Annotated in this window: 15 protein-coding genes; 12 read left to right on the forward strand and 3 right to left on the reverse strand. The window is 43.5% G+C overall.

What is annotated here, in order from left to right:
* Positions 1-280: 280 nt before the first annotated feature.
* The 7 genes from VXQ11_RS08620 to pal all read left to right on the forward strand — a co-directional run bounded on the left by VXQ11_RS08620 (position 281) and on the right by pal (position 6,931).
* Positions 281-1,630, forward strand: a complete 1,350-nt coding sequence (locus VXQ11_RS08620; RefSeq protein WP_416705836.1) for an amidohydrolase — start codon at positions 281-283, stop codon at positions 1,628-1,630.
* A 267-nt stretch (positions 1,631-1,897) separates the two neighbouring features.
* Positions 1,898-2,305, forward strand: coding sequence for a tol-pal system-associated acyl-CoA thioesterase (ybgC, locus tag VXQ11_RS08625; protein WP_004645668.1), 408 nt, complete (start codon positions 1,898-1,900; stop codon positions 2,303-2,305).
* A gap of 27 nt (positions 2,306-2,332) precedes the next feature.
* Entirely contained in the window at positions 2,333-3,031 is a 699-nt protein-coding gene (gene tolQ, locus VXQ11_RS08630) for a protein TolQ (RefSeq protein ID WP_004645669.1), read from the forward strand.
* Positions 3,031-3,480, forward strand: a complete 450-nt coding sequence (gene tolR, locus VXQ11_RS08635) for a protein TolR (protein ID WP_416705837.1) — start codon at positions 3,031-3,033, stop codon at positions 3,478-3,480. The genes tolQ and tolR overlap by 1 nt, the downstream gene beginning before the upstream one ends.
* A 3-nt stretch (positions 3,481-3,483) precedes the next feature.
* Positions 3,484-4,818: a cell envelope integrity protein TolA gene (gene tolA / locus VXQ11_RS08640; protein ID WP_416705838.1), complete on the forward strand. Its 1,335-nt coding sequence runs from the start codon at positions 3,484-3,486 to the stop codon at positions 4,816-4,818.
* A gap of 202 nt (positions 4,819-5,020) precedes the next feature.
* Complete coding sequence (tolB, locus tag VXQ11_RS08645) at positions 5,021-6,304, forward strand: Tol-Pal system beta propeller repeat protein TolB (protein WP_416680860.1); 1,284 nt, start codon at positions 5,021-5,023, stop codon at positions 6,302-6,304.
* A 54-nt stretch (positions 6,305-6,358) separates the two neighbouring features.
* Positions 6,359-6,931, forward strand: a complete 573-nt coding sequence (pal, locus tag VXQ11_RS08650; protein WP_064096253.1) for a peptidoglycan-associated lipoprotein Pal — start codon at positions 6,359-6,361, stop codon at positions 6,929-6,931.
* A gap of 87 nt (positions 6,932-7,018) precedes the next feature.
* Here the strand turns inward: pal and VXQ11_RS08655 are convergent, their stop codons facing one another.
* On the reverse strand, positions 7,019-7,204 hold the full coding sequence (locus VXQ11_RS08655; RefSeq protein WP_416680817.1) for an NF038105 family protein: 186 nt from the start codon (positions 7,202-7,204) through the stop codon (positions 7,019-7,021).
* 184 nt (positions 7,205-7,388) lie between these two features.
* On the opposite strand from VXQ11_RS08655, the gene VXQ11_RS08660 reads away from it, so the two are divergent.
* From VXQ11_RS08660 to VXQ11_RS08680, 5 genes are all read left to right on the forward strand, one after another.
* Positions 7,389-8,363: a class 1 fructose-bisphosphatase gene (locus VXQ11_RS08660; protein WP_064096255.1), complete on the forward strand. Its 975-nt coding sequence runs from the start codon at positions 7,389-7,391 to the stop codon at positions 8,361-8,363.
* Positions 8,364-8,415: 52 nt separating this feature from the next.
* Complete coding sequence (locus VXQ11_RS08665; RefSeq protein WP_064102805.1) at positions 8,416-9,192, forward strand: TrmH family RNA methyltransferase; 777 nt, start codon at positions 8,416-8,418, stop codon at positions 9,190-9,192.
* Positions 9,193-9,359: 167 nt separating this feature from the next.
* Positions 9,360-9,974 (forward strand): RNA polymerase sigma factor, encoded by a 615-nt coding sequence (locus VXQ11_RS08670; RefSeq protein ID WP_416680815.1) that lies wholly within the window; start codon positions 9,360-9,362, stop codon positions 9,972-9,974.
* Positions 9,971-10,288 carry a hypothetical protein gene (locus tag VXQ11_RS08675; RefSeq protein ID WP_064096258.1) on the forward strand — a complete coding sequence of 106 codons (318 nt, stop codon included), beginning with the start codon at positions 9,971-9,973 and terminating at the stop codon, positions 10,286-10,288. Before VXQ11_RS08670 ends, VXQ11_RS08675 begins: the two co-directional genes overlap by 4 nt.
* A complete protein-coding gene (locus VXQ11_RS08680) occupies positions 10,278-10,688 on the forward strand; it encodes a DUF3106 domain-containing protein (protein WP_064096259.1) in 411 nt (136 codons plus the stop codon). The genes VXQ11_RS08675 and VXQ11_RS08680 overlap by 11 nt, the downstream gene beginning before the upstream one ends.
* Positions 10,689-10,750: 62 nt before the next feature.
* Here the strand turns inward: VXQ11_RS08680 and VXQ11_RS08685 are convergent, their stop codons facing one another.
* Positions 10,751-13,162, reverse strand: a complete 2,412-nt coding sequence (locus VXQ11_RS08685) for a CSLREA domain-containing protein (protein ID WP_416680813.1) — start codon at positions 13,160-13,162, stop codon at positions 10,751-10,753.
* 9 nt (positions 13,163-13,171) lie between these two features.
* Complete coding sequence (gene rbtA, locus VXQ11_RS08690; protein WP_416680812.1) at positions 13,172-14,971, reverse strand: rhombotarget A; 1,800 nt, start codon at positions 14,969-14,971, stop codon at positions 13,172-13,174.
* Positions 14,972-15,000: the final 29 nt, after the last annotated feature.

The raw sequence follows: 15,000 nt of genomic DNA on the forward strand, positions 1-15,000 counted from the left end.
CAGGCTATAGATATAAATGGAATCATTTTTTTCTTTTTCTTAATCATTTTTCATGTGGTTATTTTTATTAGTCTCATACCTTATAAATATAAAAAATCAATTTGGATACATATTTTTACAATGTAAAAGAGTAAATAAAGCTCTTTGAGAACAGCTATTAACATCCAGAATACCTTTAAAGTATCAAAAAATACTTAGAGGGTTTTGCTTGAATTTAGATCAGTATGCCATCCTAAAGAATCACTTTAACCGTTTAAAATTCTTAAGGTACTCCCGAAGTATGAACATGTATAAGCAGATCTCCTTTTGTCTCCCTCTTCTTTTCTGTAGCCAGTTCAGCCTGGCCGACTGGATTGATGATTCTGTACAGGCTGCTGAAGCACACACCATCAAATTACGCCAGCATATCCACCAGCATCCTGAATTGGGCAACATGGAATTCAAAACCTCGGAACTGGTCCAAAAAGAATTAAAATCCTACGGCATTGAAGTACGTAAAGGCTATGCCAAAACCGGTGTAATCGGTGTATTAAAAGGTGCAAAACCTGGCCCTGTGATGGCCTTACGCGCAGATATGGATGCATTGCCAATCAAGGAAACTGCACCGGTGCCTTTTGCCAGCAAACAAAAAGCGATTTATCAAGGCAAAGAAACCTATGTGATGCATGCTTGCGGTCATGATGCACATACTGCCATGCTCCTGGGTGCAGCCAAAGTTCTGGCAGCGAATAAAGATAAAATTGCGGGCACAGTGGTGTTCGTATTCCAGCCGGCTGAAGAAGGCGGTGCAGATATTGACAACTTCACTCATGGCGATCAGATTGGTTCCCGCAAAATGATTGCCGATGGTGCCTTGAACAGTCCAAAACCTGAAGTGATTTTCGGGATGCATGTAATGGCAGGCATGCCAAGTGGCAATATCTTCTACAAAGATGGTGCGATTTTGAATAGTGCCGATCATCTACGTATTCAGGTCAATGGCAGTCAGGTACATGGTTCCATGCCTTGGGCAGGTAAAGACCCGATTTACGCTTCTGCCCAGATGGTGACCAATTTACAAAGTCTGATCAGCCGTAAAGCTGACCTGACCAAAGGGATGGGGGTGGTGAGTATCGGTAGTATTCAGGGTGGCACCACTGGTAACGTCATTCCAGATCAGGTTAATATGGTCGGCACCATCCGTTCCAATAGTGAAGATGTACGTCAGGGCATTTTAAAAGACTTGCCAAAAATGCTGGAACATAATGCCGCAGCCAATGACGTCAAGGTGAAAGTCGAAATTGCACCTTATGCACCGGTGACCACCAATGATAAAACCTTGACTGAATTGATGCGCCCAACCTTGGCGAGCGTGCATGGTGAAGATAAATTGCATGTTTTAGACAACAATGCCAGCGCCAGTGAAGATTTTGCTTATTATGGCCAGCTCATGCCATCGCTCTTCGTTTTTGTTGGCGCCACACCAGCAGATCAGGATCCGGCAAAAGCCGCACCGAATCACAACCCGAATTTCATTGTCGATGATGCGACCTTGAAAACCGGTGTCGAAAGCCATGTCCGTTTTATTCTGGACTATCCAAAAGTAGCTGAGCAGGTTCAGGCCAACTGGAAACAGAAAAATAAAGGCTAATCTTCTATTACTAAAAATGCGCGGCTCCAAGGACTCGCGCATTTTAGTATCTGCTGCTGTTTTATAAATGAGCTGTTAAGCGCTTAGTACTTCATCTTAGTGACTTCTCTCCAGATTTGACACCTTGTGCCATTGGTCTCAAGACTCAAAATGCTAAACTTTGAACCGCTAAATTGCTTGACTTTTGGCAGGAATCCGGCAAATTCTAATCCCTCTCCTGCATCTAAAAACAAGCAAAAATTTCGAAAATCTGCATGGAACAAAACTATGGCGAATCACTTTGAATTCAATATCCGCGTTTATATTGAAGATACTGATGCGGGTGGCATTGTCTATCACGCCAATCATATTCGCTATATGGAACGTACCCGTACCGAATGGTTACGTGCCGCTGGAGTGAGCCATTACTGGCATCAGACAGACTACAATTTTGTGGTGCATAAAATTAATGTCAAATATATGCGTCCGATCCTGATGGATGATTTAATTACTGTTACGGCACGTGTCATTTCATGTAAAGCTTCATCATTTGTATTGCAACAAAATATTTATCGTGGTGAAATCATGCTTGCATCAGGTGAGGTTGAGTTGGCATGTATCAGTGCAGAGATGCGACCACGTCGACTCCCGGATGAAATCCGCGAACTAATTCAAAAAGAATTGGAACAAGACTAAAAAAATTTATTGGCACACGTAACAACTATGGCGACTCAGTTAGAATCATCTCTTCAAGTTTCAGATCTTATTTTACAAGCAAGCCCTGTCGTACAACTGGTGATGCTTTCTCTCCTGTTAGCCTCAATATATAGCTGGTATCTGATTGCCAGGCTCTATATGAGTTATAAAAAAGCCCAGGCCGATGATGAACATTTTCAGAAAATCTTCTGGTCTGGTGCTGAGCTGAATACTCTGTATAACAATGCACAACTCAATTCTAAACGCACTGGCCTTGAAGATATTTTCTATCAGGGTCTGGGCGAGTTCCTGAAACTGAAAAAACGCCATGCACCAACTGCCCAGTCGATTGAAGGAACTGAGCGTATTCTGCGTGTCGGTTTAAGCCGTGATCAAGGTCATCTGGAACAAGGTTTGGGTGCGTTGGCGAGTATCGGTTCGGTCGCGCCTTATGTCGGTCTGTTTGGTACGGTCTGGGGCATTATGAATGCCTTTATTGGCCTGGCAGATGTTGATCAGGTGACTTTAGCGACAGTCGCACCTGGTATTGCAGAAGCCTTAATTGCAACAGCGATCGGTCTGTTCGCAGCCATTCCAGCGGTATTGGCTTTCAACCATTTTACGGCCAAAGGTGAAACGGTCTACTCTGACCGTGCACTGTTTGCTGAAGAAATGGTGGCGCTATTGCAACGTCAGTCTGTGGGCGTAACTCAGGACAAAGACTAATGGCGATTCAAGGTTCAGGACGCTTTCAGCGTATTAAAAAACCACTAAAAAGTGACATGAATGTCGTACCGTATATCGATGTGATGCTGGTACTGTTGGTGATCTTTATGGTCACTGCCCCGATGATTACCAGCGGCATTAAGGTTGACTTGCCTCAGGCCAATGGATTGCCGATCGAATCCAAGGATGCGCCGACAATTGTCACACTCAAAGAAGATGGTTCATATTATCTAGAATATAAAAATCAGGCGACTGGCCCAGTCACATTGGAAGAATTGACGCGTACGCTTGTTGATGCCCAAACCCAGGCGCAAAATGACAACAAGGTGCTCAATGTCGTAATCAATGGCCATAATACCCGTCCTTATGGTGAGGTCATGGCCTTGATGTCGAGCCTGCAAGATGCTGGCCTTTCTCAGGTCGGTTTACTGACCAAACCCCTAGAATAAAGTATGAAAAATTATCAGAAACCTCCCTTTCAAAAAAAAGCAATTGCGATTGGATTTACGCTCGGCATCCATGCAGTGGCTTTGGTGGGCCTGCTTTTTCTAGGGATGAGTAAACCCCCTGAACCACCGAAACAGATTAAAACTGTTCTGATCAAGCCAGAGGACCTCAAGCCGGTCACTCGTGAAGAAACTGAATTTGAGGAGACTGCCCATAACAATGTTGCAGAAGAAATCACTCAAACGGCAGAACCCAGTATAGAACCCGCTCCTGTCATTCCAACTGCAGCCCCTGCTGTACCTGTGACTCCACCTGCGCCAAAAGTCGATACACAAAAAGCCCAGCAGGAACTGAAAGCGGCAGAGGCAGCACAAGCCAAGGCTGCGCAGCAAGCAGCTGAAGCAGCAAAACGTGCCCAAGCCGCTGAACAGGCAGCAGCCAAAGCTAAAGCAGAGGCAGCGCAAAAATCCAAGGCGGAAGCCGAAGCTGCACGCCAAGCTGAACTGGATGCACAGCGCAAAGCCGATGCTGCACAAAAAGCCAAACTGGAAGCACAGAAAAAAGCCGATTTAGCTGCCAAGCAAAAAGCAGAGGCTGCATCGAAAGCCAAAGCAGAGGCTGAGGCCAAACGTAAGACCGATGCTGCAGCAAAAGCCAATAATGATGCAGCGGCGAAACGCAAAGCGGACGCTGATGCCAAAGCCAAAGCGGATGCAGCCGCTAAAGCTAAAGCCGATGCAGCGGCAAAAGTCAAAGCTGACGCGGCAGCTAAGGCTAAAAATGATGCAGAGGCGAAACGCAAAGCGGACGCTGATGCGAAAGCCAAAGCCGATGCAGCAGCTAAAGCCAAAGCTGACGCGGATGCCAAACGTAAGGCAGAGACTGATGCGAAGGCCAAATCGGATACCGCTGCAAAAGCTAAAGCCGACGCAGACGCTAAACGTAAGGCAGATGCAGAAGCCAAAGCTAAAGCGGATGCCGATGCGCGAGCCAAGGCAGATGCAGAGGCCAAAGCATCCGCTGCCAAACAGGCTGCTGAAGAAGCGGCACAGAAAAAAGCGGAATCGAAACGGATTGCATCCACCGCAAAACGTGATTTTGAAAATAAAATCAAACGTGCCTGGGATACGCCAGTAGGTTCTTCAGGTCAGAAAGCGACTGCTCGTGTCACCCTAAGCGATAATGGTTCTGTGGTTTCTGTCATCGTGAATTCGAGTGACCCGGACATGAAAGCCAGTGTAGAAGCTGCAGTACGTGCTGCTGCTCCTTATCCAATGCCTTCCGATCCGGATGCCCGCCGTGAAGCACGAAGTTTTACTTCAACCTTTACAGCTCAATAAAAAAACCAGCCGTCATCAAGAACAGGTGTTATGGCTGATTTTTTAAGTTAAACTTCAATTGAAATAGCTTAAACAATATTCACTTTTCATAGTGTCATAACAGTTGAGTGAGAAATTCTGGGTTTTGTTCGTATCAATTCATGCGATGATGTAGCCCGATCACTTATAGAATAACTCCGTTGATTTGAGTAAATAACGAATGATGGAAAAAACTCGCAAACACCTGCTCTGCCTTGCAGTCCTAACCAGCTTGGGCATAATCATTACTACCCAGTCACAGGCTCAGCTACATCTGGAAATTACCAAAGCGCCGGAAGCTGCGCCGAAAATTGCCATTGTGCCTTTTAGCCAGGACCAGAGTATTTACCCTATTGTAGAAAATGACCTGAATCGTTCTGGCAGATTTACCAGCGCTTCAAAAAATCTGCCTGCTACTGCCGCAATGAATACTCCGAATGCAGAAGCATGGGCAAGCGCAGGTGTTCCCTATGTAGTGACCGGTTCTTCCAAGACCAATCCCGATGGCTCTTTTAGTATTCAGTATCAACTGTATGATGTGGAAAAAAGACAGTATCTGCTCAATGAACTGTTGACTGTGCCGGCTTCGCGCACCCGTCAGGCAGCGCATATGATCAGTGATGCCATTTATCAGGCATTAACCGGTATTCCTGGAGATTTTAGCGGTCGGATTGCTTATGTGCTGCGTAACCCGGCAACCCCTGAGCAACGTTATACCCTACAGATTGCCGATACGGATGGTGAACAGCCAAAAACAATTTTGACTTCCCGTGATCCGATTTTATCACCAGCCTGGACACCGGATGCGAAAAAGATTGCCTATGTATCTTTTGAAACCAAACGTCCAGCCATTTATGTACAGGATCTGGCGACCGGTCAACGTGAAAAGCTGGCCAGTTTCCGTGGCTTAAACGGCGCACCGAGTTTCTCGCCAGATGGCAAGAGCATGCTGTTTACTGCTTCAATGCACGGCAACCCGGAAATCTACCAGATGAATCTGGAGACACGCCAGTTAAAACGCATGACCAATGACAGCGCCATTGATACCGAAGCTCGTTATTCACCAGATGGCAAATCCTTTATTTTTACGTCAGATCGAGGTGGTTCTCCTCAGATCTACCGTTATGATTTTAATGGTGAAAGTACCAAACGTCTGACGTTCCGCGGTGCCTTCAATGCCCGTGCGACTCTAAGCGCAGATGGCAAGAAACTTGCACTGGTTCATCGCCCCAGTGGCAGTAATTATAAAGTGGCTGTACAGGATATCAGCTCAGGTGTGACCAACATCCTGACTCCGACCAGCCTGGATGAATCACCAAGCTTCTCGCCAAATGGTCAGATGGTGGTCTATGCCACACGCGAAGGTAATCGTGGATTATTATCCATTATGTCGTTAGATGGTCGTTTCCGTATGAATCTGCCAAGCGAAACTGGTGAAGTTCGTGAACCCGCTTGGGCACCAAAATAATAGTTGAATACTTAAAACCGCTTTAACCCATAATCAACTTCATGGAGATGAAGAATGAACAAAGTAAAATTATTTGCATTGCCTTTGCTTGCAGCCGCTGTGGTCATGACAGGTTGCGCCAGCCGTAAACCTGCTGCTGAAGTTCAGACGGGTAATCTGGATACGACCGGTACAACTACGGTTAACACTCAGGGTCTGAGCGAAGATGCAGCATTAAATGCACAAAACCTGGCGGGCGCATCAGCCAAAGGTGTTACTGCAGAAAATAAGGCCTATCTGGCAAAACGTGTGGTTCATTTTGACTATGACAGTAGCGAATTGAGCAATGATGATATTCGTACTTTGCAGGCACATGCCCAGTTCCTGATGGCCAATGCCAATTCACGGGTAGCCTTAACTGGTCATACGGATGAACGTGGTACACGCGAATACAACATGGCACTTGGCGAACGTCGTGCTAAAGCAGTTGAAAGTTTCCTGACCACTTCAGGGGTCAATGCAGGTCAGCTGGAAGCTGTCAGCTATGGTAAAGAAATGCCGATTAACCCGGGCCACGATGAAAACGCGTGGAAAGAAAATCGCCGTGTAGAAATCAATTATGAAGCAGTTCCACCATTGTTGAAATAAATAATTGCTTCAACAATAATTTGCTCATAAAAAAGCACTCATTTGAGTGCTTTTTTATGAGCAAATTTTGAAAGTGCAAGGAATAATCTATTCCTTCTCCTCACCTTCCTCATGAGCTTGCATCGACTCAATCATGTCATGTTTATTGAATTTCTTGTATTCAGGTTTAGATTCGTAATCCTTCCACGCTTCTTTCATCTTGTCTTCAGAAATTTCATCGAGATTAATTGCTTCACTTGGGGTTGGAGTCGCATCAAACTTCAATGTTGTCATCTCTGTGCTCCTATTTTTACTGTTCCATTGCATTCAACATAGCACTTTCCACAGGAGTTGCAAGGGCAAAATCACAACAAATAACCCAGTTTAATTGTCCTTTTCAGACGTTCTCATCTAAAATATAGCCGCATATCGTTTTGATCATTTTTTCTCGATTTTAAGTCTTGGAGTTCCCCCCCCTATGTCATACCGCACTTTATCTCAGTTTCTACAACAACAAAGCGGAAACCTCACCCCAGAACTTTCACAAGTTATTGAAACGATTGCAAATACTTGCAAAGATATCGATCAGTTATTGCAAAAAGGTGCTTTGGCTGGTGTATTGGGAAGTGCACAGCACGAAAACGTTCAAGGCGAAGAGCAAAAGAAACTGGATGTCATTTCTAATGATTATCTGATTGATGCCTTGCAGCAACATCCAAATGTGGGCGGTCTGGCCTCAGAAGAACTGGATGAATTCACCCCGGCACAAGAAAATGGCCAGTTTCTGGTATTGTTCGATCCACTAGACGGCTCTAGCAATATCGACATCAATATGTGTGTCGGCACTATTTTCTCGATTCTTCCTGCGAAAAATGCTGTGACTCAGGCAGAAGATTTCATGCAGGCTGGTGTAAACCAAGTGGCTGCCGGTTATGTGCTTTATGGTCCATCTACCATGCTGGCATTAACAGTAGGTGCAGGCGTAGTGTTCTTTACCTTTGATCCTGAAACCAAAGAATTCCTGCTGACTTCTGAAGGTATTCAGGTTGCTGCAGATACCAAAGAATATGCGATCAATGCGTCGAATCAACGTCATTGGGAAGCACCAGTACAGCGTTATATTGATGAATTGTTAGCTGGTAAAACCGGTCCTCGTGAAAAAGACTTCAATATGCGCTGGGTTGCCTGTATGGTGGGCGATATTCACCGTATTCTTTGCCGTAGCGGTATCTTCATGTATCCATATGATCTTAAAGATCCGGCTAAAGCAGGCCGTCTGCGTTTAATGTATGAAGCTAACCCAATGAGTATGCTGATGGAACAGGCTGGCGGTGCATCAACTACAGGTCGCGTGCGTATTCTTGAGATCGAACCGACTGATTTACATCAGCGTGTTCCTGTGATCATTGGTTCTAAAAACGAAGTTGATCTTGTGACCAGCTACCACAACTAATTTTTTATAGCGGCGGCTGATGTTGAATCGGCTGCCGTGGATTATATCTCCCATGGCAACTTTTTTTCTTGACTCTAAAGACAACCCGAAGATTAAACACTTACGTGGTTTGATTGAACAGAATACCTATCGTAAAAAACAGGGCCAGACTGTCCTGGAAGGTACACATCTGTCTCTCGCCTGGCTGCATGAAAACCGTAAAATTGATTCGATTTTCACCACTGAACAAGCACTTTCCCACCCTGATTTCGAGAAAATTCTTGCAAAATATACAGGTACAGTCTTTGTTCTGGGCGAATCCTTGTACAAAGATTTAAGTACTTTAGGAACATCATTGGCCTGTTTGGCTGTGGTGACTCTACCCACAGCAAACTACGCTCTTGATTTCAAGGCAGATACCTTGATTCTGGAAAATGTACAGGATCCAGGAAATGTTGGAACTCTGCTTCGTTCTGCAGCAGCAGCCGGTATTGAACAGATTGTTTGTACCAAAGGCTCTGCGTCTCTCTGGTCTCCAAGAGTCTTACGTGCCGGCATGGGTGCGCACTTCACACTGCAAACTTTTGAAAATATTGCCCTCGAACAAATTCTTGAGCAATTTCAGATCCCGGTTTATGTAACCAGCTCACATCGCGCTGAAAGCCTGTATTCAAAAGACTTACGTAAACCTTGCGTATGGATCCTGGGTAATGAAGGTCAAGGTGTATCGGATTATGCCATGCAGCATGCTGAAGCTGTGACGATTCCGCAACCAGGGGGCCAGGAATCGCTTAATGTCGCTGTTGCAGGTTCGATCTGCTTCTTTGAAATGGTTCGTCAACGTATCTAATTAGGGATTTAGGTTACAGTGTTTTAATACGACCCTGCCCGTGTATAAAATAGATTAAACTACAAAAATAATAAACTTAATTGTCAACCAAACCGTTACTCCCAACGTTATGTGATCATGAACTTGGGAATAATGGTGGGTGTCCAATGACAGGATTTTCCATCTCTATGGATTTAGCACCAAAACAGTTGCAGTCACAGGATGTAAGTATTCTAAAGAGTACGGCCGAAGCACGTCTGAAGAATTTCATGCAGGATGTGACGGGACGGGCTTTGGTGATGATGGAAAGTGCAACCCAAGGTCAGCATGGTATTGCCATGGATCTGGTTCAGGAAGCCTTCATTTCCTTGCATAAATCCTATGCAGAAAAGACGACTGAAGAATGGTATCCGCTTTTTTATACGATCCTGAACAACAAGTTACAGGACTGGCGTCGCAAAGAAGCACGACGTGGTCAAATGTTTTCATTTTTCAAAAAAGTCAGCCTCGATGATGACGAAATTGAATTTGATGATGTTGTCGATGAATCAACACCTACACCTCTGGAATTTCTCGATCAGGCAGTGACTGCTGAAGAAATCCAAGAAGCGATTGCAAAATTGCCAGTGCGTCAGCAACAGGCATTTATGCTAAGAGCCTGGGAAGGATTCGACACCCATACCACCGCACAAATTATGAACTGCACCGAAGGCAGTGTAAAAACCCATTATCACCGTGCCATTCAAGGCTTACGTGCCTATTTAGCACATTTAAATCCATATCTGGGAGGGTCATCAGAATGAATCAAGATGATTTCTTAAAACAAGTAACTTCCAAACTTGACGGGCTGGCACAGCAACATAAAGATAAACCTGTGGTCATGCATCATGTTCTTGAAGAAATTCAGGATGCAAAACATTCACGCTTTGCCTTTCTAAAAATGTCCGGATTTGCGTTGGCAGCTGCAATTGCAGGGGTGGTGGTGTTACCGAATCTTTCGGACCACAACGAGCCGCAAACTCAAATGGTTTCAGTACCAAAACTGTCTCCGCAAATGCTTGAAGATTTAGAAATGTTAATGGTTTTAGGTGAGGACAAAGTTCCACATGGCAGCTAAAAAGTTGGCAATTGTTTTTTGTGCACTCGGCTTTCTACAAACTAGCTTTGCAGGATTTGAACGTTTTTGGCTATTTTCCAAAGATGCTAATTCCCAAGTTACCGATACTTGGGATAATCTTTCTGATGCCGAACAACTGGCACTCATTAAACGTTATCAATCCCTAAAAGAAATCCCAGAACAACAGCGTGTCAGCTTACAGCAGCGTATGGACTGGTTTACCCAACTTCCTGATGCAGAAAAACAAAAAATGCGTGAAACTTGGCAAATGATGAGCAGCCAAGAGCGTAAGGAACTGGGTACACGTATGCAAAAAGCGACACCGGAAGAGCGTCTCGCCATTCGGGAAGAATACATTCTCAAATATCAGCAAGTGACTCAACAACCTCCCTCACATTAAGCGATATAGATAAAAAAAGCCTCCATATAGAATAGAGGCTTTTTTATAACTTCAATCGTATTTTATTTTCTTAAACGACGATAAGCTGCCAGTCCCAATAATCCCAGTAGCGCCCAAATACCGCTTGCTCCCCCACCACTTGAGGAAGTATTGGTATTTTTAACTGTATTACCTAACAAGATCGTGGCTGTTTCTGAGATTTTTGCATCTGCGTCAAAAATTGCATACTCCATGCTGTAATTTGCCTGGCTTAAGTTATTCCTCACGCTAAATGTCAGCTTTCCACCATAACAAGTCTGGTTCTGATAGGGATCCGGACAAGCTCCTTGTCGCTCAGCTTTAAGTGAAACTCCTGCAGGAAGCTTGAGAATACGAATCGGAATCTCTTTACCATCTTTATCATGATAAAAAGCCGACTTTCCTGATGGTAATGGTCCGTCCCCGTCATCACTATCATTTTCAAGCGGATTTACAGTCACCGTAAGATTATTCTCTGGGCTAATCCGGTATTCATCATTCTTTGCAATAGGTGCAATATTGGTAAAAGCTGCTCTTAAAAGACCTGTACTGCTCGCACCCGTTGCTCGGTCTTTAATAGTATAACTACAGAACTCCATATCCACCGAGCTGGTGTCCTTAGCATCAGTACGATACATCATGATGCGGTTCAAATCTGGTTTCCATTCACATTTAAGATTTGGATCATTGGGGTTTCCCTCTACACTGGCCGAATTACCAGTACCAGTTAATTTACCCACACCCAGAGCTCTCACACTAATATCGTAATTTTTTGAGTTAAATATTTTAGTTTGAATGATATTGCCAGATAAGGTTTCCTGCGGCATAGCCAAAACAAATGGATTGATATAAATTGCACGATATTTCTGATATTGCTTGGTATATTTAAGCAGGTCTTCGTACTCTTTTAATTCTTCCTTTAAACCGGGCAACTCATCTGCCGGTGTATTTTTATCCGCAATAATCTTCTTAATATCATCTATATTTGTTTGATAAAAATCATTAAGTCCCACCAAATTTGTATTTTTCAAATCGGTAATATCTGCGGCCGTCAAACGTCGGATTTCAACTGAGCCGATCTCACAGGTATTTTTTGCATCTGGATCAAATGTTAATGTGGAACCAATCACACGATCAACACCACGCTGGTCTTGTTCGATACAGCCACTTTCACCAATATCTACCAAATCTGTTGCCGTCTTATTATCCCGCGGGTAATACAGCCCCAAATAGCGATTATCAATCGCAGGCTCAAGATAATCGGTTAATAAACTGCTGAACGTACTACTCGAGACATCCAGATTATTTGAAGTGGCATTTTCTTCTAAGGGAGGTAGTACACAACGCGAAGGGCCAGTGCTTTGAATTGCATTTTGTGTTGTGTAAAATTTGACTTGTTGTTCTTTGGTTGGATTCCCCTGATTCAAGCCATATTCGCAAGATAAGCCCTGATTGAATGCCAGGACATTAAACCCAAAAACTTTAGAGCCTACATTGTCATAAAATAGCGTAGATTTGGCTGTATTTTCGACAATGGTATTACTCGCGGCTGTTAAACTGGAAAAGGCACTGAGCGGACGATTAACCTGATTCGTCATACGCACAATATGTCCAGTGGCACTCGCAGTATTTTTCGCAATAGTTGAGTTCACCATTTCTACTGTCGCATAGCCACAAAAATCAAGAATACTGTTCGTAAGACTTGAACCGTTTCGAGTAATACTACTAGAATTGATTTTCACATTGGTTTGAGTCGCACCTAAATTTGCCTGACAGTCCATCGCCAGAACACTACCATATGAATTCGCCTGATTTTGGTGAATCAAAGAATCCTGAATGGTAATATTTTTTTCTGTATTCATTGCCACACTATAAATAGCTCCCCCTTCTGCGGCTGCTCGGGAATTCACTATTTCACTGGTATTAATGCTTAGAGGTCCCGCTACATAGAAAGTACCACCATTGCCTTTATCCAATCCATTTATTGCTGCATAGCCATCTTTTAAAATCAGATGATGAATCTCCAAGCTAGACTGACTGGCCATACTATTAAATAATCGGGTTTTTTTCTGGCCTGAAATTGTAGTTTTTAAAGCTTCTCGAGTTGGGTATAAATTCGTAATCGGACTACGACGGGTATAGCTAAATGGTGTTTTTCCATAAATTTTGAGGGCAGACTCTACGATAAGCTCTCGATCCAGTTTGTACTCACCTGCTTCAAGCTGAATTACATCTGGGGCCGAACCATCCAGTCGAAGCGTACGTCCTACGTTACAGCCACCATAAGATTTATCCAGTTTTGCAGTTTTAATTGCTTCTCGTAAAGAACAGGCTTCATTATTCTCGCCGTCTTCATCGACAAAAGTAGTGACATATATTGTTTTATCTTCGGCTGCCATCAAACTCATGGCAGATAAAATCATGGCCGCAAGCAGTCCTTTTTTATAATTTTTCATGATTTTTCCTTAATCTTTTAGTTTACGGCGTAAACCCATTAAGCCGAGTAATATCAACAGTCCACCCCCCCCCCATGAGCCGCCTGACGTTTTGACTGCTTTGTCTTCCATTTCATTTTTTGGCGCCTGAACAACTTGAGTAATAATGGTCAGATAAGGTTTTGTTTTATTAAACCGTGTCGAGGAGGTCACCACTTGTAGTTCGAAAATATCTGCTCCATGCCAGGTAGAATTCGGGGTATAAACAACATTGCCATGAATATCGATGACTGTTTTACCCTTTGAGGCTGTTTTGGTTTGCACTACTTTCAAACAGCCGTCTTGCCAAGACTGATCATCAGGATTCTGCCCCACAATCGCATTACAGTACTGTTTTGGAATTAAATCACTATCTCCTAGATAAGGTTCAATTGAAAACTTGGCAATTTCTCCCTTTAACAGGTCTTGTCCAACCAGACTGCCCGAGGTTGGAATCGTGATTTCAATAGCTCCACGATCACAAAATAAATTATCCATCAAACGGTTGATCCCGCGTTGATCAGCAGCCTCACATGCAACGGTAGGATTTGCCAGATTCAGTACTGTGCCTCTATTTACGATCGGTGATTCGTTCACAAGAATATAGTTCAATAAAATTCGGGGACGCATATATCCGAGAAACTGTCCTTTAGGCACGCTATATGGACAAAGGATAGCTGTACTATTTTCATTCAGGGTTTGACACATACCTTCACTTTTATCCGAAGACTCCGCAAAAAGTTGCCTATCATTCCAGAACTGATTCGGTGCCACGGCATCCCCCAAACCACAGGATGAGCTTAGAAGATTGTTTTGCAACAAGGCCTTATCACCATTTATTATTTGGCAATCCTGTGTGCCATTTCTTAAAATAATGCTGTTAGCGACATAGGCTCTACCATTCGGGGCATGGATACGCAAAGCAGTATCTTCATTGTCAACCATGGTGAGATTATTTAGCCCCATTCCATCCATGACATTGATGAGTATCCCTTTATTTTTGAGTATGGTGCTACTTAATACTTCTCCACTAATACTTTGCTCTTTACTGGTGTTAGCAAATTGTCCAGCACTAAAAATATTGGTCGCTGAATTATCTAGTGTCTGGTTATTTTTAAGTACACTTTGAGAAATAAGGAATGCCGGTAGTTCGCTATACAGGATCGCGCCTCGTTGCGCTTTATTATTTTCGATCAGGCTGTTTTTAATTTCTACACGGCTGGTTAGGTTCTGGCCAAACTTTCCAGCATTATAAATTGCGCCACCCAAGTTGGCAGCAGCATTAAAAAGACGACTATATTCTAAAATCAACTGTCCTTTATTATAAATCAAGCCGCCTTGTTCAGTACAACTGGCCTTCCCACAACCTTCAAGATCCAGTTCTTTCAAGTTTAACTGAATCAGTGTGTCTGTACTGTTGACCCTAAATAGGTTATCAGTCCCTTTCATTTGAATATGAGCATTATGTAAGCCTAATGCTTTTTCTTCCGTACTGAATTCCCCATCAACTTCTGCGAGCGCACGGATTGTAAGAGATTTTTTAATCGCAATATGCTTGTTTAGCACATAGGTATTTTTTTCTTTTAAAATAATAGTACTGGATGAGTTTTCCCCGCCGCACCCCATAAAACCGGCTTTGGCTAAGCCACGATTAACATATTCAATCGCTTCTCGAAGTGAACATTCCTTGTCATCTTTTTCAATATCTTCTGTAGTAGTTACAATAATATCTGCACTATATGCCTGCCCCGCTATACATAGCAAAGCTATGCCTATGCTCTTCTTGAGCATAACCTTCTCCTTAATTTTTATCTCTTTCT

The organism is Acinetobacter sp. 197 (assembly GCF_048148385.1).
GTDB lineage: Bacteria > Pseudomonadota > Gammaproteobacteria > Pseudomonadales > Moraxellaceae > Acinetobacter > Acinetobacter pecorum.